Source organism: Pseudomonas sp. FG98, assembly GCF_057808595.1.
On record NZ_JBMDIJ010000064.1, the window covers coordinates 1 to 18,824 of the forward strand.

The window sequence follows — 18,824 nt, forward strand, 5'->3', positions numbered from 1 at the left end:
TTGCTGGACTGTGTTGTTCTGGCGGGCCGCATCGCTGGCAACGCCAGCTCCCACAAGGACCGCGTCGATCACAAATACCATGAGTGGCCCGGAACCCTGTGGGAGTCGGCGTTGCCGACGATGAGGCCAGCAGTCACAACATCAATCCGGCGGGCACAGTAGCGCAGCATGCCGCTGATGGAAACCGGCGATACGCCGCCACATCTCGATCGGGTTGGAATACATGGGGAAATGCCCGCAACCGGGGATGCTCGCCAGTTCGACGCCCCGGGCCTGGATATCGGCCAGGTAGGACAGGTGACTGTTCTGCTCGCCGTACATGAACATTCGCGGACAGGCCAGGCCAAGGAACTTGTCCATCAAGCTGCCATGGTCGGAGAGCTCGACCATCGAGCTGAAGATGCCCCGCACCGCACCGGCACGCACCTTGTACGGCAGGCTGGCGGTATACAGCGCGCTGGCCGGGTCACAGCCATGCCGGGTGCGCTCGATGAAGGCAGTGAAGAAGGCCTGGGCGCCCTCCGCCGGGTAGTCGACGATCTGCCGGCTGAGAAAGCAGTCCTCGGGCGCGATATTGCCCTCGATATCGACGAAGCTCAGTACCCGTTGCGGACAGCGGTGGGCCAGGAGCAAGGCGGTCAGGCCGCCCATGGAGTGACCGACCAGGTGAAAGCGTTCGACGCCAAAGTGTTCGAGTACCTTCAGCGCCGTCTCCAGCAGCAGCGGGATCGAAACACGCGACAGATCGCTGCACTGACTTTCGCCGCACCCCGGCGCGTCAAACGCGATAAAGCCGCGACCGTCGAACGCCGCTTGCCGGGTCAGGCCGACATAGTCCTCCTTGGTCGAGCCAAAGCCATGCAGGAACAGGATCGGCGCCCCCTCGCCCTCGCGATACGAGGTGGCGACCTGTAACGCGATACCGTCGATCTCCTGGGAGATCAAGGCGTGATGGAAGGTTCGGGAGACGGACATGCGCAGGTTCCTCGGCGGGTCGGGTCGACACTTTGAGCCGGGCTGGCTGATCTGTAAATTCCGCTCGAAGGATGGTTTTCATAGGGCAAACCTATGATGCGCCGTCACACAACTGCGCCACCAGCGCCTCCGCCAGGGGATTGGCCCGCGCACTGTTCCAGGCCAGGGTCGTGGTGACCACGCTGACCTTCTGCGTCAGCGCCCGCAGCACCACATTGGCCGGGGCCAGTTTCTTCATCGCCGCCGGAACCAGGGCAATGCCCTGGCCGCAACTGACAAAGGCAATCTGCGAAGCCACCGAGCGCACCTCATGCAGCACCCGTGGGGAGAAACCATTGGCCCGGCAGGTGGCGACCAGGTTGTCGAAATACAGCGGGCTGACCTTGCGCGCGAACATCACCAGCGGCTCGCTGGCCAGGCTCGCCAGACTGATCCGGGTGCGCGTCGCCAACGGATGGTCGGCCGGCAGGGCCACCATCAGCCGCTCCTGAGTCAGTGGCAGCCACTGGATGGCCGGGCCCAGGTCGCCATCGAGACGGGCGAAGGCCACATCGATATCGCCGGACTCCAGCGCCGGTACAGCCTCGACGCTGTCGATCTCGCGCACCGATACCGTGACCTGCGGGTAGTCCTGCTTGAAGCGCTCCAGGGCGCCGGGCAGCACATCGAACATCGCCGAGGAAATCGCGCCGATGGTCAGCATGCCCTGGTGCCCGCTCAGCGCCTCCTCCACCGCCAGTTCCAGGCGCTCCAGCTGATCGGCGAACTTGCGCACCGCCGGCAGGATCGCCGCACCTGTCGGGGTCAATCGTGCGCCGCGTCGCGAGCGCTCGAACAGCTTGACCTTGAGCGCCTGCTCGAGAATCTGGATCTGCTCGGTAAGGGGTGGCTGGGTCATGCCCAGGCGCTTGGCGGCGCGGCCGAAATTCTGCTCCTCGGCAACGGCAAGAAACAGCCAGAGGTGACGGATCAGGCGGAAATTGATCATGGCATTTCCATAGGTTTTTCGTATGGGAAACATCCTTGATAAGGAATGTACCTATCGAATGCAAGCCCCGACACTTTGGGCCTCCCCAAGCCAAATGAGGTTCTCCCATGAGCCAGGACCGCGTTCTCCAACGCCTGGCGGCGCTGGACAGCAACACCGTCTCCGACGCCCTCGACTTTCTCGGCCTGGCCGGTGCCACCTTCGGCCTGCGCCCGCTGTGGCCCTGCGCGGCCCTGGTCGGCCGCGCCAGTACCGTGCAGCTCGCCGCCAAGACCGACGCCGCGCCCACCGTGCACCTGATCACCCCGGTGCTGGAAAGCATCGCCAGCGACGACCGCGTGCTGGTGATCGCCGGTGGCCTGGAAGGGGTTTCCTGCTGGGGCGACATCCTCGCCAACGCCGCCGTGGCCAAAGGCGTGCGCGGCACGGTGATCGATGGCTGCAGCCGCGATATCGACGGCAGTGCCGCCATCGGCTATCCGGTCTACGGCCGCGGCGTGACCATGATCAGCGCACGCAACCGGGTGATCCAGGTGGATGCCGCCTGCGCCATCGACGTGGCCGGGGTCACCGTCAACGAAGGCGACTACGTGCTCGCCGACAACTGCGGCACGGTGTTTATCGCCCAGGCGCTCATCGAACAGGTGCTCGATCTCGGCGAACGTATCGCCCTGCGCCAGGCCGGGATGGTCGAGGCCGTACGCGGCGGGCGCTCGGTCGCCGAAGTGATGCACGACAGCCAGTTCGCAGCCATCAACCTGGAGACGCAACGATGAGCCTTACCGATCAAGATCTCGTCGAGCTGTTCGCCGGCCTCGACACCCCGGGCGTTTCCGACGCCCTGGACAAGCTCGGCCTGCCCGGCCAGTGCCTGGGCATCATGCCCCTGGCCGACTATCCGGGCGTGGTGGTGGGCCCGGCCTTTACCGTGCAGTACGTCAGCGCCAGCACCCCACCGGGCACGGTCGGCGACTTTATCGATGATGTCGCCCCAGGCGCGGTGGTGGTGATCGCCAACGACGGGCGCCGCGACTGCACGGTGTGGGGCGACATCATGACCCAGTACGCCGGCCAGCACGGCATCGCTGCGACGGTGATCGACGGGGTATGCCGTGATGTGGCGAAGGCCCTTGGTGACGGCTATCCGATCTTCAGCAGGGGCCGCTACATGCGCACCGGCAAGGACAGGGTGCAGGTGCAAGCGCTGAACCAGCCGGTGTCGATTGGCGGTGCGCGGGTCTGCCCCGGCGATATCGTCGTCGCCGATGCCAACGGTGTGCTGGTGGTACCCCGCGAGCGAGCCCGGGAGGTTGCCGAGGCGGCGCGGCGCATCGAGGCGGTGGAAGCCGATATCCGAGTGCAGATCAGCCAGGGCAAGACCCTGCGCCAGGCCCGCGCCGCGCTGGGCTATCACGACCTGCAAAAGAGGAGCGGCCAGTGACCACGTCTCAGACCTTGCCCGCCGGCTAGATGGGGGGGCGGCCGGCCTCATCGCTGCAAGGGTATCTACACATCTTCCGGTTTACCCAAACCAACCATGCGACGCGGTCCAGGAGCTGCTTCAGCTGCGATGGACCGCGTCGACCTTTACTCGAGATGTGTAGATACCCATGCTCATCGCTGGCAAGCCAGCGATGAGGCCGGGCGTTTGACAGCGCCCACCTGCTCGGCTAGAAACACCGACCGCTGCCCCGATAACAAGACCATGACCAGCACCCCGATCCCGATCCTCGACCTCGGCCGCGACTACGACCAGCGCTACGCCGATGCCGACCTGCACTACGACGCCCACGGCCACCTCAGCGCGGTGTTCGGGCGCAATGTGGCGGTGCACCGGCATGACCGGTTTTTCCAGATCCACTACATGACCCGCGGTCAGGTCCACGTCTACCTCGACGACACGCCCTACCGCCTGCAAGGCCCGATGCTGTTCTTCACCCCGCCGGGCATCCCCCATGCCTTCGTCACCGATGCCGACTGCGAGGGTCATGTGATCACCTTGCGCCAGCCCTGGGTCTGGCAGATGTTCAGCGATGGCAAGCGCGCTCCCGATCCGCGCCTGGAAATGCCCCTGTGCGTCAGCCTTGCCGACCTGCCGCAGGCACTGGTCGCCGAAGCCGGGCAGATCGACCAGTTGTTCCACTTGCTGCAACGGGAATTCCTTGCCGACTTGCCCGGCCGCGAGCTCAACCTCCAGGCCCTGGTGCGTCTGATCCTGGTGACCTTGCTGCGCCTGAGCGGCAATGCCCAGCCCGACTGGCAGGTGAACCGTCCCGACCTGCTGCTGTTCCACCGTTTCAACCTGCTGGTGGAACAGCACTACCGCCAGCACTGGCCGATCCCCCACTACGCCGAACTGCTCGGCCTCACCAGCGCCCGCCTCAATCTGGTCTGCCGGCGCATCGCGCAGATGTCGGCCAAGCGCGTGGTCTGGGAGCGCCTGGCCCAGGAAGCACGGCGCCTGCTGCTGCACAGCGGGTTGTCGATCAACGAGATCGGTTATGAGCTGGGGTTCAAGGATCCGGGGTATTTCTCGCGGTTCTTCAGCCAGCAGGTGGGGATGAGTCCGCGGGAGTATCGGAACGAGGGATCAAACAAAGCCACGATTGAATGACTGCTGGCCTGTTCGTCCCTCCAGGATCAGTCGTAAATGGGTACGAAACTTCCCCGCCATCCGACTTTCTTGTAGGCAAATTCCCAAGCATACTCGCCCCGCCTTACCGGCCATTGCGCTCCATGGAAATGCTGCCTAGTCTGCGTCGGTCGTCGCCAAATCGACCGCAAAGGGCTTTGACAGGCCTGCCAAATACGTGGATCGCCGGTTGTCCGTTATGGCAGCTGTGCGTGTGGGCACCTTCGGGTGCGCCGGGTTATCTACGTCCCTGGTCTGTCAACCCGCGCACAGTTGCCACCCACCTGTTTGACAGCAGCGTGCTGGCAATCCCAACCACGACGTAGAGATTGCCCATGAAAAAAATAGTCCCGGATCCACCCTCAGACCTGTGCATTCGCGCAGGCCTCTCCCACGAAAATGCCTTGCAGCTTGCACAGCAGCACCTGGAAAGGGCCATCAACAATGCCAATGAGGCTGCGGAGGATGCGCCCACCAAGCAGCGCTGGTTGATTCACGATGCTGTTTTGCAGATGAAAATCACCAAAGCGTTGTTGAAAGTGTCGGTGGCAACGCTGGAGGTGGTGGTCTAGCCAGCGCGAGCCGAATAGCTGCGAAGGACTGCAAGGAAACCCCGTGAACAAGACGGGATGACAGGATCGGGGTTGCCTTGCTGTCCTTCGTGAGTCCCAACTTGATTCTTGCGGTGCTCTTCAGATCGAGCGCCGTCCACACGGCGCTTCGCGAGCAAGCTCGCTCCCACGTCTGTTGCAACGCGCCATGGCCTGTGCCTTTTGGGTCGCTTGCCTTTGATGCCTGGCGATCTATCGTGGGGCGGCTTTTAAGCTCGACGCGATACTGCGTCGTACAAACAAGGCGAACAACCATGGCCTTACAGGCATAGGTACGTTGCAACCAACGTGGGAGCGAGCTTGCTCGCGAAGCGCCGTGTGGACGGCGCTCGATCTTGAGAGCGCCAGAAAAGCTTCGACATGCACTTCGTGAAGCTCACACCACACCCTGCGAAAAATACAAATTTCCCACCCTAACCTCCATTCAACCCACCCCAGCTCCCCCGCATCATCCTCCGCAGCCCAACCGGCTTCCCATAACTACAACTAGCGGAGACCAGCATGCACACTGCCCTGCCTCGCGAGGCGCGTCCGTTCACCGGCACCGAGTACCTTGAAAGCCTGCGCGACGATCGCGAAATCTACATCTATGGCGACCGGGTCAAGGACGTCACCACCCACCCGGCGTTCCGCAATTCCGCCGCATCCATCGCCCGTCTCTACGATGCCCTGCACGACCCGGAGCACCACGAGCAGCTGTGCTGGCCGACCGATACCGGCAACGGCGGCTATACCCACAAGTTCTTCCGCATCGCCACCAGTGCCGAGGAGTTGCGCGAGCAGCGCGATGCCATCGCTGCCTGGGCTCGGCTGTCCTACGGCTGGATGGGCCGCACCCCGGACTACAAGGCAGCCTTCGGTAGCGTGCTTGGCGCCAACCCGGAGTTCTATGGCGAATACGCCGATAACGCCCGGGCCTGGTACCAGCGCATCCAGGAGTCGTGCCTGTACCTCAACCACGCCATCGTCAACCCGCCCATCGACCGCGACAAACCCAGCGACGAGGTCAAGGACGTGTTCATCCGCGCGGTGCGCGAGGTCGAGGGCGGGATCATCGTCAAGGGCGCCAAGGTGGTGGCGACCAACTCCGCCCTGACCCATTACAACTTCATCGGCTTCGGCTCGGCCCAGGTGATGGGCGACGATCCGGACTTCGCCCTGATGTTCCTCGCACCGATGAACAGCCCCGGCCTGAAACTGATCTGCCGCCCCTCCTACGAGTTGCAGGCCGGGCTGACCGGCTCGCCGTTCGATTACCCGCTGTCCAGCCGTTTCGACGAGAACGACGCGATCCTGATCCTCGACGATGTCTTCGTGCCCTGGGAGAACGTGCTGGTCTACCGCGACTACGACCGCTGCCGACGCTTCGCCGGGGCTGGCGGCTTTGGCCGGCTGTACCCGATGCAAGGCTGCACGCGGCTGGCGGTGAAGCTGGACTTCATTGCCGGGCTGCTGACCAAGGCTCTGGAGTGCACCGGCTCCCTGGAGTTTCGCGGGGTGTCGGCGCAGGTCGGCGAGGTGGTGGCCTGGCGCAACCTGTTCTGGTCGCTGACCGACGCCATGTGCGGCGCCCCGGAACGTCAGGACAGCTGGAGCATCCCGGCACTGCTGCCGAGCAACCAGGCGCAGCAGGTCTATCGGGTGATGGCGCCGACCGCCTACCCGGCGATCAAGAAGATCATCGAGCAGACCGTGGCCAGCGGCCTGATCTACCTGCCCAGCGGCGTGCGCGACTTCGCCAACCCGGAGCTGGACAAGTACCTCGCCACCTACTGCCGCGGCTCCGGCGGCATGGACCACCGCCAGCGGGTGAAGATCCTCAAGCTGCTGTGGGACGCCATCGGCAGCGAGTTCGGCGGCCGTCACGAGCTGTACGAGATCAACTACGCCGGCAACCAGGACGATATCCGCCTGCAAACCCTCGCCTACGCCCGTGCCAGCGGCGCCATGGCCGGCATGCAGGGGCTGGTGGAGCAGTGCCTCTCCGATTACGACGAAAACGGCTGGACCGTGCCGCACCTGCACAACCCGGACGATATCAATGCTCTGGAGCGCATCCGCCAATGAACAGCCAACAACAGGCCTTTCGCGAGGCCATGGCGCACCTGTCCGCCGCCGTCAGCGTGATCACCAGCTTCGGACCGGCAGGGCGCTGCGGCATTACCGCCACGGCGGTGTGCTCGGTGACCGACACGCCACCAACCTTGCTGGTCTGCGTCAACCGCAACAGCGCCTTGAATGCGGTGATCAAGGCCAACGGCCGGCTCTGCGTCAACATCCTCGCCAGCGAGCACGAAGAGGTGGCCCGGCATTTCGCCGGGATCACCCAGGTGACCATGGAGCAGCGCTTCGGCCTGCACGACTGGCAACTGCACGAGGCCGTGCAACCGAGGCTGGCCGATGCCCTGGCCAGTCTTGAAGGCCGGGTCAGCCAGGTGCAGGAGGTGGGAACCCACTCGGTGATGCTGGTGGAACTGGAGGATATTCAGGTACGTGGCAGCGGTGACGGACTGGTGTATTTCAGCCGGGCATTTCATCCGTTGGTGCGGCCGAGTGCGGTGATCTGACACTCGGGCCTCATCGCCGGCAAGCCGGCTCCCACAGGGTTTGTGATCGCCGCAGAACCCTGTGGGAGCTGGCTTGCCAGCGATGAGGCCCTGGAAGTCACAACCACGATACTTTCAGTCGAAATCACTCGCCGCATGCCGCTCCGGCAACTGCTCCGCTTCCTCGCCCCAAGTCTTGTTGACCCGCTGCCCGCGCTTGACCGCCGGACGCTCGGCGATCTCGTCGGCCCAGCGCAACACATGGGTGTAGCTGGCGGCATCGAGGAACTCGGCGGCGCCATACACCTTGTTGCGCAGCATCTCGCCGAACCACGGCCAGCAGGCCATATCGGCGATGCTGTATTCGTCACCAGCGACATACCGGTGCTGCGCCAATTGCCGGTCGAGCACGTCGAGCAGGCGCTTGACCTCCATGGTGTAGCGGTTGATCGGGTACTCGAACTTCTCCGGCGCATAGGCGAAGAAATGCCCGAAGCCACCACCGACGAAACCGGCCCCACCCATCTGCCAGAACAGCCAGTTCAGGCATTCGGCGCGCTTGGCCGGATCCTTGGGAATGAAGGCGCCAAAGGAATCGGCCAGGTACAGCAGGATCGAACCGGACTCGAACAGCCGCACGGGCGGCGTGGACCGGGTGTCCAGCAGCGCGGGGATCTTCGAGTTGGGGTTGAGCTCGACGAAGCCACTGCCGAACTGCTCGCCCTCGCCGATGCGGATCAGCCAGGCATCGTATTCGGCGTCCTTGAACCCGGCGGCGAGCAACTCCTCGAGCATGATCCCGACCTTGGCGCCGTTGGGCGTGGCCAGGGAGTAAAGCTGCAACGGGTGATGACCGTGGGGCAGTTCACGCTCGTGGGTGGCGCCAGCGATCGGCCGGTTGATATTGGCGAACTCGCCGCCGCTGGCCTTGTCCCAGGTCCAGACCTTGGGTGGGGTATAGGGTGTGTCTGACACGGGAAAGCCCTCCTCGGTGGATTGGTTTCGTTCAGAGCGCGGTGCCGCGGGTCGGCGTATAGAACAGCGACGACAGCGCGCCTTCGTGCTCCAGCAGATGGATCTTCTTGTCGATCCCGCCAGCGTAGCCGGTCAGGCTGCCGTCACGGCCGATGACCCGGTGGCAGGGGATGACGATGGAAATCGGGTTGTGCCCCACCGCTCCGCCCACCGCCTGGCTGGACATGCTCGGCAGGCCGCTGCTGCGCGCCACGGCCTTGGCGATCTCGCCGTAGGTGGTGGTTTCGCCGTAGGGGATCTCGCAGAGGTGTTTCCACACCGCGTGGCGGAAGGCACTGCCGATGGGGGCCATGGGCAGGTCGGCGATGTCCGGTTGGCTGCCGGCGAAATAGTGTTCGAGCCAGAGCCTGGCGTGATTGAAGAATGGCAGGTCGTCGTTGACCTCCAGCGGCCCCGGGGCGCTGGCGCCGAAGTACTTCTGCCCGGCCATCCACAGGCCCAGCAGGCTGTCCTCGGTCGCGGCCAGGTGCAGGGTGCCGACGGGGGACTGGCAGGTGGTGGAATAGAACATGGGGTGATCCTGGGTACGGGGGGAAGTCTTTACCATGAGCGGGAATGGAAGCTCAAGCCAGGCTTATAAGCTGTTGTGACTTCCATGGCCTCATCGCTGGCAACGCCAGCTCCCACAGGGACCGCGTGCACCGCTGACCCTGTGGGAGCTGGCGTTGCCAGCGATGAGGCCATCGGGGTCACCATCCATCCCGATCCTCCATGAGAATATCCACCAGCACCCGCCCCGGCCCGCTCAGTTCCACACCACGCCGCGTCACCACCTCGTACGGCTCGCTGCGCGACGCCAGTTGCAGCGGCAAGCGCACCAGCATGCCGTGCTCCACCGCGACCCGGGCCACGTCCCAGGGCATCACCGCCAGCAGGCCTGGGTCCTGGCGTAACAAAGAGAGCGTGGTGAAGGTCGACGAGGTCTCGATCGGGTATTGCGGAAAGCTCAGTCCCGCCTCACGAAACTCGCGCTCCAGGGTCAGGCGCATCGGCATGTTGACCGGGAACACCACCCAGCGCGAGTCCGCCAACCCGGCCAGCTCCAGGTGCTCGCTGCCAGCCAGGGCATGGGCCGGATTGGCCACCAGCACCAGCTGCTCCTGGTGCTTGACCCGGCTGTCGTAGGCGTCCGGTCGGCGGCTGACGCTGGTGCGGCAGATCACCACGTCGAGGCGGCCCTGGTCGAGCAGGCTGAGCAGGCGGTCGCTGGTGTCCTCGACCACGGTCACCGACAGGTCCGGCTGCTCTTCGCGCAGCCGCGCCAGGCCATCCACCAGCATCGGCACCGCACCCATGATGGTGCCGACCGCCAGACGCCCGCCGTGGCCCTGGAGAATGCCGAGCATCTCCTCGCGCAGATGGGCCAGGTCGGTGCTGATCAGCCGCGCGTAACGCACCACGCAGCGCCCCAGGTCATTGGCTTCCAGGCCCTTGCTGGTGCGCTCGAACAGCACCGCGCCGAGGGTCGATTCGATTTCGTTGAGGGCCTTGGTCGCCCCCGGCTGGGTGATCGACATGGCCTCGGCAGCCTTGTGGATCGAACCCAGCTCGTCGAGGCAGATCAGCAGGCGCAGTTGCCGCATGCGCAGGCGCGAGGCCATGGAGCTTAGAGGTGGCAGCATAGGGGATCACTAAAAGTTATCGCGGGGTCAATAGCTGTCATTAGGCAGCATCGACCGGGAAATTTAAAGTGGCTCCATCGATCCTCCACAAGAACACCCCACAAGAACAACAGGAAGCCCCGCATGCGCCTGATCCAATTCGAAACCGCAACCGCCCAGCGCCACGTCGGCGTGGTCGAGGGCGACCTGATCCAGCCGGTGCGCAACACCACCCATATGCGCGAACTGGCCCTGGCGGCGATCCGCAACCAGCGCAGCCTGGCCGCCGAGACCCTGGCCCGCGGCCTGGACGACGTTACCGAAAGTTATTCCCTGGCCCTGGCCGAATGCCGCGTGCTGCCGCCGCTGGACCATGAAGACCCGGCCCACTGCCTGATCAGCGGCACCGGCCTGACCCACCTGGGCAGCGCCTCGACCCGCGACAAGATGCACCAGCAGAAGCTCGACGACGCCGCCGCCCTGACCGATACCGCGCGCATGTTCCAGTGGGGCATCGAGGGTGGTCGCCCTGCCGCCGGCAGCGTCGGCGCCCAGCCGGAGTGGTTCTACAAGGGCGACGGCTCCTGCGTGGTCCGCCCCGGCCAGGCCTTCCAGAGCCCGGCCTTCGCCGAGGACGCCGGCGAAGAGCCGGAACTGGCCGGCCTCTACGTGATCGGCGATGATGGCCAGCCATATCGTCTGGGCTTCGCCATCGGCAACGAGTTTTCCGACCATGTGATGGAGCGCCGCAGCTACCTGTACCTGGCCCATTCCAAGCTGCGCAACTGCGCCTACGGCCCGGAACTGCGAGTGGGCGAACTGCCGCGCCACCTCGAAGGCACCAGCCGGATCCGCCGCGGCGACCAGGTACTCTGGGAAAAACCCTTCCTCAGCGGCGAGGACAATATGTGCCACTCCCTGGAGAACCTTGAGTACCACCACTTCAAGTACCCGCAGTTCCTCCGCCCAGGCGATGTGCATATCCACTTCTTCGGCACCGCCACCCTGTCCTTCGCCGACCAGGTGAAGACCGTCGAGGGAGATGTGTTCGAGATCAGCCTGGCCGAGTTCGGCGAACCGCTGCGCAACAGCGTGTCCCGCGCCGCCACGCCGCTGCCACCGGGAGCCGTCAAGCCGCTGTGAAACGGCCCCATGAATGAATCAGGCGCAGGGAGGCGCCACCCCGACATTTCATAACAAACATAAGAGTGAGATGAGCATGAAGAACAGCCCTTACCCGGCGGCCTCCTCGCCCGCCTTCGCCGCCGCCGATGGCGCCCGTCCGAGCAACGTGCGCTGGCGCATCTTCCTGATCCTGCTGTTGCTGGCGGCGATCAACTACATCGACCGCGCCTCGCTGTCGGTGGCCCTGCCGCTGATTTCCGCCGAGTTCGAACTGACCCCGGCTCTGGAAGGCCTGATCCTCAGTGCCTTCTTCTGGTCCTACGCGCTGATGCAGATTCCCAGCGGCATGCTCCTGGACCGCTTCCAGGTGCGCAATATCGTCGGCGTCGCCACCGTCGGCTGGGGTGCCTTCCAGGCCCTTGGCGGCTTTGCCCATAACTGGATCACCCTGCTGGTCACCCGCATCGGCCTGGGCGTTGCCGAGTCGCCGATCATGCCCGCCGGGGCCAAGCTCAACGGCGCCTGGCTGACCCCCAACGAACGCGGCCGCGGCGCCACCCTGGTGGACGGCGGCGCGCCGCTGGGCACCGCCTTCGGCGCGATCATCATCGCCGGGCTGATCACCTGGTTCGACTCCTGGCGCATCGCCTTTGTCATCGCCGGTGTCGGCACCGTGGTGGTCGGTATCTGGGCCTGGTGGTACATCCGCAACCATCCGAGCGAACACCCGCTGGTGAACAAGGCCGAGCTGGACTACATCACCCAGGCCAACGACGCCGCGAGCAAGTCCAACGGCAACCGCAAGGCGGTGCTCAAGGAACTGCTGAAAAGCCGCTCGGTGCTGTGCATGTTCGCCGGCTACGCCTGCTACAACAGCGTGTTCTACGGCCTGCTGACCTGGATGCCGAGCTACCTGCACCAGGCCCACAATCTCGACATCAAGGCCATGGGCGGGGCGACCTTCCTGATCTTCATGTGCGGCTTCGTCGGCGAGCTGGTCGGCGGCTGGATCGCCGACAAATGGCGGACCAACGGCGGCCAGGCCAACACCGTGATGCGCAGCATGTTCGCCGGCTCCGCAGCGGTCGCCGCCCTGTGCATCCTGCTGGTGGCCTACACCAGCGATGCCGCCCTGGTCATCGGCCTGCTCTGCGTCGCCCTGTTCTTCATCCGCTGGTGCGGCATGTACTGGTGCCTGCCGGCGATCCTCGGCGGCAAATCCAAGGCCGGCGTGCTGGGTGGCAGCATGAACTTCTGCGGCAACATGGTCGGGGTCATCGTGCCGATCCTGATCGGCCTGATCGTGCAGTTCACCGGCTCGTACTTCCTGGCCCTGATCTTCTTCGTGGTCATGGCCTTCGGCCTGATGCTGTTCTCCGGCCTGATCGACTATCGCGAGCGTGGGCTGGCCTGAGCCCACACTGATTCTTGAGGTAACCGTGATGCAACTGATTACAAAAACCGGCAGTGAAAACGCTGCCCTCGCCGTGATCCGACTCAATCCGCTGGACGACGTGCTGATCGCCCGCCAGCCCCTGACCGAAGGCCTGCAACTGCCGGAGGACATCCTGGTGCGCGAGCCGATCCCGGCCGGGCACAAGGTCGCCGCCCGCGACATCGCCGCAGGCGAACCGCTGCGCCGCTACGGGCAGATCATCGGCTTCGCCAGCCAGGCCATCGGTGCCGGCCAGCATGTCCACGTGCATAACCTGGTCATGGGCGACTTCAGTCGCGACTACGCCTTCGGCGTCGATGCCAAGGGCGTCAAGGCGCCCGTGGAAGATACCTTCATGGGCATCGTGCGCAGCGATGGCCGGGTCGCCACGCGCAACTACATCGGCATCCTCACCTCGGTGAACTGCTCGGCCACTGTGGCCCGGGCGATCGCCGACCATTTCCGCCGGGATATCCACCCCGAAGCCCTGGCCGCCTATCCCAACGTGGATGGCGTGGTCGCCCTGACCCACGGCGTCGGCTGCGCGGTAGACCCGGGCGGCGAGGCGCTGGCCATGCTCCAGCGCACCCTTGGCGGCTACGCGGTGCACGCCAACTTCCACTCGGTGCTGATGATCGGCCTCGGCTGCGAAACCAACCAGATCCCCGACCTGCTCGCCGCCCAGGGCCTGGAAAGCTGCAATACCCTGCGCACCTTCACCATCCAGGGCACCGGCGGCACCTCGAAGACCATCGCCAGCGGTATCGCCCAGGTCAAATCCCTGCTGGCCGAGGCCAACGAGGTGCAGCGCGAGCCGGTCAGCGTGCGCCACCTCACCGTCGGCCTGCAGTGCGGTGGCTCCGATGGCTATTCCGGCATCACCGCCAACCCGGCGCTGGGCAACGCGGTGGACCGCCTGGTCGCCGCCGGCGGCACCGCGATCCTCTCGGAAACCCCAGAAATCTATGGGGCCGAGCACCTGCTGACCCGCCGCGCGGTAAGCCAGGCGGTGGGCGAAAAACTCATCGCCCGCATCCACTGGTGGGAAGCCTACTGCCAACGCATGGGCGCCGAGCTGAACAACAACCCTTCGGCCGGCAACAAGGCCGGGGGCCTGACCACCATCCTGGAAAAATCCCTCGGTGCCGTGGCCAAGGCCGGTTCCAGCGACCTGGTGGATGTCTACGAGTACGCCGAACCGGTGCGCGCCTACGGTCTGGTGTTCATGGACACCCCCGGCTACGACCCGATCTCGGCCACCGGCCAGGTCGCCGGCGGCGCCAACCTGATCGCCTTCACCACCGGCCGCGGCTCAGCCTACGGCTGCGCACCGTCACCGTCGATCAAGCTGGCGACCAATACCCGCCTGTGGGAAACCCAGGAGGAAGACATGGACGTCAACTGCGGCGGCATCGCCGACGGCAGCATGACCATCGAGGAGCGCGGCGAACACATCTACCGGCTGATGCTGGCGATCGCCTCGGGCCAGCGCAGCAAGAGCGAGCAACACGGCTACGGGCAGAACGAGTTCGTGCCGTGGCAGATCGGCGCCATTACCTGACTTTCCGTTCCAGCGATTAGGGAGAACCCCATGACCTTCGGTCACAACTACATTGGCGGCCAGCGCTCGGCCCAGGGCGATGTACGCTTGCACAGCGTCGATGCGAGCAGCGGCGAGGCCCTGCCCGGCACCTTCTTCCAGGCCACCGAGGCCGAGGTCGATGCAGCAGCCAAGGCAGCGGCAGCGGCCTTCCCCGTCTATCGCAACCTGGCGCCGGAGCAGCGCGCGGTATTTCTTGAAGCGATTGCCGACGAACTGGATGCCCTGGGTGACGACTTCGTCGCCAGCGTCTGCCGCGAAACCGCACTGCCCACCGGACGTATCCAGGGCGAGCGCGGGCGTACCAGCGGGCAGATGCGCCTGTTCGCCAAGATGCTGCGCCGCGGCGACTTCCTGGGTGCGCGGATCGACCGCGCCCTGCCGGATCGTCAGCCCCTGCCCCGTGTCGACCTGCGCCAGATGCGCATCGGCATCGGCCCGGTGGCGGTGTTCGGCGCCAGCAATTTCCCCCTGGCCTTCTCCACCGCCGGTGGCGATACCGCAGCTGCGCTTGCCGCCGGCTGCCCGGTGGTAGTCAAGGCTCACAGCGGCCATATGCTGACCGCCGAAGCGGTGGCCGACGCGATCCTCCGTGCGGCCGAGCGCACCGGCATGCCGGCCGGGGTGTTCAACATGGTCTACGGCGGTGGCGTCGGCGAGTGGTTGGTCAAGCACCCGGCGATCCAGGCCGTGGGCTTCACCGGCTCGCTGCGCGGCGGCAATGCGCTGTGCCGGATGGCCGCCGAGCGCCCGCAGCCGATCCCGGTGTTCGCCGAGATGTCCAGCATCAACCCGGTAATCCTCCTGCCCGAGGCTTTACGCACCCGGGGCGAAACCATCGCCAGGGAACTGGCGGCTTCGGTGACCATCGGCTGCGGGCAGTTCTGTACCAATCCGGGGTTGATCATCGGCCAGCGCTCGGCGGCGTTCTCGGCCTTCGTCGAGCAGCTGAAGGCGCAAATCACCGACCAGCCGGCACAGACCATGCTCAATCGCGGCACCCTGGCCAGCTACCGCAAGGGGCTGGAGCATCTGCACGGACACCCGGGGATTCGTCATCTCGCCGGTGCCGCACAGGGCGACGGCCAGGCACAGCCGCAACTGTTCGCGGCGGATGCGCGGCTGTTGCTGGAGGGTGACGAGTTGCTTCAGGAAGAAGTGTTCGGCCCGGCTACCGTGCTGGTCGAAGTCGAGGACCAGGCGCAACTGCGCGCGGCACTGCAGGCGCTGCGCGGGCAACTGACGGCGACCCTGATCGGGGAACAGGAAGAGCTGCTGGCCAATGCCTGGCTGGGGGAACTGCTGCAGGACAAGGTCGGCCGGGTGCTGATCAACGGCTACCCGACCGGAGTGGAAGTCTGCGATGCCATGGTCCATGGCGGGCCTTATCCGGCGACCTCGGACAGCCGTGGTACCTCGGTGGGCAGCCTGGCGATCGACCGTTTCCTGCGGCCGGTGTGCTTCCAGAACTACCCGGATGAATTGCTGCCGGCGGCGTTGCGTGATGCCAATCCGTTGGGGGTGATGCGGTTGGTGGATGGGGTGCCAGAGCGTAAGCGCCTGACAGATTGATTCTGCCGGGACCTGCCGGCCTCATCGCTGGCAATGCCAGCTCCCACAGGTTTATGTGTCGAGCCTGGATCATGCGGCTAGCCCTAAACCCTGTGGGAGCCGGCATTGCCGGCGATGAGACCGGTCCAGGCCTCAGTACGTCGCGCGCACGGTGATCATGAAGTTGCGCGGATCACCATAGACGTTGCCGTAGGTCGAAGTCCCCACCGTCTGGTAGTACTTCTTGTCGAACAGGTTGTTGCCGTTGAGCGCCACGTTCCAGTGCTCGTCCACCTGGTACTCGACCAGGGCATTCCACACCGCATAGCCGCTCTGCTCGTAGCTGAACGGCACATCATCCTTGACCACCTTGCCGGTACCGTCGATCAAAGACGACGTACCGCTGACCTTGGTCCCGCTCTGGATATCCACGCCACCACCGACCTTGAACTTCGACCAGTCGCCCGGCAGCCGATAGGTGGTGAAGAACTTGCCGAGGTGCTTCGGCGTGATGGTGCTCAGCGCTCCGCCGCTGGTGCGGTTTTCATTGAGGTTGAGGGTGTAGCTGGCCATCACCATCCAGTCCGGCAGCAACTCGCCGGTGAGCTCCAGGTCGACGCCCTTGCTGATCACCTTGCCGCCATTGACGTAGCAGCAGTTGCCGCCGAACAGCACCGAACTGAGCGGATAGCTCGGGTCCTGCACCGCCTGGTCCTCGCGCGTGGTGTAGTAGAGCGCCAGGCTGGTGTTCACCGCGCCGTTGAACAACTCGCCCTTGAGACCGGTTTCGTAGGTCTTGCCGGTCATCGGGTCGAGGGTGGTGCCGCTGTTGGTCGGCCCGGCCAGGTAGTTCTGCTGCGGCTTGTAGATTTCCGCGTAGCTGGCGTAGGCCGCCCACTCGTCGTTGAGGTCATAGACGATGCCGCCGAACGGCGTGACCTTGGTTGGCTCGCGCATGTCGATCTGCGACTGGGTGCCCCAGGCGCCGTTAGCCAGGGTCTGGTAGGTCAGGTCGAACTTGTAGCGCTGCACCCGTGCACCAAGGGTCAGGTGCAGCGGCTCGGCCAGTTGTAGGCGCAGACGCGAATACAGGCCGTACTGGGTCTGGCTGTTGGGGCTGTAGTCGCGGCTGAACGGCAGGTCCGCACCGGAGCTGGTCCAGGGCGTCGAGTTCGGGTCGAAGACATTCACCGTGCCGCCAGAAGTGGTGAAGCGCGCGGTACCCTGCCAACGGCTGTCGATTTCCTGGTAGTCGCCGCCGACCACCAGTTGGTGATCCAGGCCGAACAGGCTGAAGTCGCCGGAGAGGTTGGCGTCCCACAGGTTCTGCTCGCTCCACTGGGTGACGTAGGTGCCGTAGCGGGTCACGCCGGTGCCATTGACCGGGTTGACCCCGCCCAGGGTGGTCGCATTGTTGGTGTTGATGGTGTCGTAGATGTTGGTGTACGACAGGTTGAGCTTCCAGTCGTCATTGAGCCGGTGATCGAGCTTGGCGAAGTATTCGCGCGAGTAGCCGTCGGCATAGGCCCAGGTGGTGGACAGCCCGGTGTGACGCGGCAGGCCCAGATCAGTACCGTCCAGATAGCGTGGCACGGCCGAGGCGGTGCCGGTTTCGTGGACCTTGTTGAAGCGCATGCCAGCGGTGAGCATGGTCGAATCGCTCAGGTCCGCTTCCATCACCCCGTAGATCAGCGGCTTGTCGGTGCCACGGTTGTCGATGAAGTACTGGCGGTCCTGGTAGGCCATGACCAGGCGCCCGCGCAGCTTGCCGTCGAAGCCCATGGGCCCGGTGACGTCCAGTTCGCTGCGGTAGTTGTCCCAGCTGCCGGCCGAGGCGCTGAATTTCAGTTGGTAATAGTCCAGCGGACGCTTGCGCACCAGGTTGATGATGCCGCCCGGGTCACCGGTGCCGCCGAACAGCGCGGAACTGCCGCGCAGTACTTCGACATGGTCGAACTCGGCCATGTCGTAGATGTTCGACGAGTAGAAGGAACCGGCGGTGGTGCCCAGGGCCATGGGCGCGGCGCCGTCGAGCTGGATGTTCTGAATGGCGAAGCCGCGGGAGTAGAAGTCCTGGATGCGGAAGGTGCCACTCTGCGTGGTAACTCCCGGCACGACCTTCATCGCATCGTTGATATCGGCGACCTGCCGGTCGTCCATGTACTGGCGGGTGAGTACCGACACCGATTGCGGGGTTTCCTTCAGCGAGGCCGGGGTCTTCGAGCCGGCGCTGACCAGGCCCGGGGTGTAGCTGCCGGTGTTTTCGGTAGCCTGGCCCATGCCCTGGCCCATGATGGTGGTGGCGCCCAGCTCCAGGCTATCGCCCTGCTGCTGCGAGACCGCCACCAGTTGGTAGCGCCCGTCCTTGCGCTGGGCCATCAGGCCGCTGCCGGCCAGCATCAGGTCGAGGGCTTCCTCGGCGCTGTAGCTGCCGCGCACCGCCTGGCTTTGGCGGTCGCGGGTCAGCTCGGCGTCGGCGGCCAGCAGCAGGCCGGTCTGCGCGGCCAGTTCGTTGAGCTGGCGGGCCAGCGGACCGGCGGGGATGTCGAAGCTCTGGCGCTGGGCTTCGCTGGCGATGGCCGGCGACACGCTCACCTGGGCAAGGGTGCCCAAGCTCAGGGCAATGGCAAGAAACAGCGGGCGGTGGGTGCTGGGACGGTGTGGCATTCGAGGTCCTTGGCGTTCGGTGAACAGGAGGTGTTTCCTGTTAATCCGAAGCAAGATC

Annotated in this window: 16 protein-coding genes; 10 read left to right on the plus strand and 6 right to left on the minus strand. The window is 65.1% G+C overall.

Annotated features, from left to right (window positions below; translation table 11 throughout):
- Positions 1–141 precede the first annotated feature (141 nt).
- Positions 142–975 carry an alpha/beta fold hydrolase gene (locus tag ACODSK_RS25220; RefSeq protein WP_489019816.1) on the minus strand — a complete coding sequence of 278 codons (834 nt, stop codon included), beginning with the start codon at positions 973–975 and terminating at the stop codon, positions 142–144.
- A 91-nt stretch (positions 976–1,066) separates the two neighbouring features.
- Positions 1,067–1,963: a LysR family transcriptional regulator gene (locus tag ACODSK_RS25225; RefSeq protein WP_489019817.1), complete on the minus strand. Its 897-nt coding sequence runs from the start codon at positions 1,961–1,963 to the stop codon at positions 1,067–1,069.
- Between the two features lie 107 nt (positions 1,964–2,070).
- Between ACODSK_RS25225 and ACODSK_RS25230 the strand changes: the two genes are divergently transcribed.
- The 6 genes from ACODSK_RS25230 to hpaC all read left to right on the plus strand — a co-directional run bounded on the left by ACODSK_RS25230 (position 2,071) and on the right by hpaC (position 7,773).
- The gene (locus tag ACODSK_RS25230; protein ID WP_489019818.1) at positions 2,071–2,739 is read left to right on the plus strand and encodes an RraA family protein; all 669 of its coding nucleotides are present in this window, start codon (positions 2,071–2,073) and stop codon (positions 2,737–2,739) included.
- Positions 2,736–3,404 (plus strand): RraA family protein, encoded by a 669-nt coding sequence (locus ACODSK_RS25235; RefSeq protein WP_489019819.1) that lies wholly within the window; start codon positions 2,736–2,738, stop codon positions 3,402–3,404. The genes ACODSK_RS25230 and ACODSK_RS25235 overlap by 4 nt, the downstream gene beginning before the upstream one ends.
- Before the next feature lie 264 nt (positions 3,405–3,668).
- Positions 3,669–4,577 (plus strand): 4-hydroxyphenylacetate catabolism regulatory protein HpaA, encoded by a 909-nt coding sequence (gene hpaA, locus ACODSK_RS25240; RefSeq protein WP_489019820.1) that lies wholly within the window; start codon positions 3,669–3,671, stop codon positions 4,575–4,577.
- A gap of 353 nt (positions 4,578–4,930) precedes the next feature.
- The gene (locus ACODSK_RS25245) at positions 4,931–5,167 is read left to right on the plus strand and encodes a hypothetical protein (RefSeq protein ID WP_489019821.1); all 237 of its coding nucleotides are present in this window, start codon (positions 4,931–4,933) and stop codon (positions 5,165–5,167) included.
- 540 nt (positions 5,168–5,707) lie between these two features.
- Complete coding sequence (gene hpaB, locus ACODSK_RS25250) at positions 5,708–7,273, plus strand: 4-hydroxyphenylacetate 3-monooxygenase, oxygenase component (RefSeq protein ID WP_489019822.1); 1,566 nt, start codon at positions 5,708–5,710, stop codon at positions 7,271–7,273.
- Positions 7,270–7,773, plus strand: coding sequence for a 4-hydroxyphenylacetate 3-monooxygenase, reductase component (hpaC, locus tag ACODSK_RS25255; protein ID WP_489019823.1), 504 nt, complete (start codon positions 7,270–7,272; stop codon positions 7,771–7,773). The genes hpaB and hpaC overlap by 4 nt, the downstream gene beginning before the upstream one ends.
- Positions 7,774–7,887: 114 nt before the next feature.
- Here hpaC and yghU read toward each other — a convergent pair whose 3' ends face one another.
- The 3 genes from yghU to ACODSK_RS25270 all read right to left on the minus strand — a co-directional run bounded on the left by yghU (position 7,888) and on the right by ACODSK_RS25270 (position 10,409).
- Positions 7,888–8,727 carry a glutathione-dependent disulfide-bond oxidoreductase gene (gene yghU / locus ACODSK_RS25260; protein ID WP_489019824.1) on the minus strand — a complete coding sequence of 280 codons (840 nt, stop codon included), beginning with the start codon at positions 8,725–8,727 and terminating at the stop codon, positions 7,888–7,890.
- Positions 8,728–8,758: 31 nt separating this feature from the next.
- Positions 8,759–9,298 carry a methylated-DNA--[protein]-cysteine S-methyltransferase gene (locus ACODSK_RS25265; protein ID WP_489019825.1) on the minus strand — a complete coding sequence of 180 codons (540 nt, stop codon included), beginning with the start codon at positions 9,296–9,298 and terminating at the stop codon, positions 8,759–8,761.
- Positions 9,299–9,476: 178 nt separating this feature from the next.
- Complete coding sequence (locus ACODSK_RS25270; protein ID WP_489019826.1) at positions 9,477–10,409, minus strand: LysR family transcriptional regulator; 933 nt, start codon at positions 10,407–10,409, stop codon at positions 9,477–9,479.
- Between the two features lie 123 nt (positions 10,410–10,532).
- On the opposite strand from ACODSK_RS25270, the gene araD1 reads away from it, so the two are divergent.
- The 4 genes from araD1 (at position 10,533) to ACODSK_RS25290 (ending at position 16,120) form a co-directional block, all read left to right on the plus strand.
- Positions 10,533–11,531 carry an AraD1 family protein gene (araD1, locus tag ACODSK_RS25275; protein ID WP_489019827.1) on the plus strand — a complete coding sequence of 333 codons (999 nt, stop codon included), beginning with the start codon at positions 10,533–10,535 and terminating at the stop codon, positions 11,529–11,531.
- A gap of 76 nt (positions 11,532–11,607) precedes the next feature.
- Positions 11,608–12,927 carry an MFS transporter gene (locus tag ACODSK_RS25280; RefSeq protein WP_489019828.1) on the plus strand — a complete coding sequence of 440 codons (1,320 nt, stop codon included), beginning with the start codon at positions 11,608–11,610 and terminating at the stop codon, positions 12,925–12,927.
- A 28-nt stretch (positions 12,928–12,955) separates the two neighbouring features.
- Positions 12,956–14,509, plus strand: coding sequence for a UxaA family hydrolase (locus ACODSK_RS25285; protein WP_489019829.1), 1,554 nt, complete (start codon positions 12,956–12,958; stop codon positions 14,507–14,509).
- A 30-nt stretch (positions 14,510–14,539) separates the two neighbouring features.
- Positions 14,540–16,120, plus strand: coding sequence for an aldehyde dehydrogenase (NADP(+)) (locus ACODSK_RS25290; RefSeq protein WP_489019830.1), 1,581 nt, complete (start codon positions 14,540–14,542; stop codon positions 16,118–16,120).
- A gap of 132 nt (positions 16,121–16,252) precedes the next feature.
- On the opposite strand, the gene ACODSK_RS25295 is transcribed toward ACODSK_RS25290, so the two are convergent.
- Positions 16,253–18,766, minus strand: a complete 2,514-nt coding sequence (locus ACODSK_RS25295; RefSeq protein WP_489019831.1) for a TonB-dependent siderophore receptor — start codon at positions 18,764–18,766, stop codon at positions 16,253–16,255.
- Positions 18,767–18,824 lie beyond the last annotated feature (58 nt).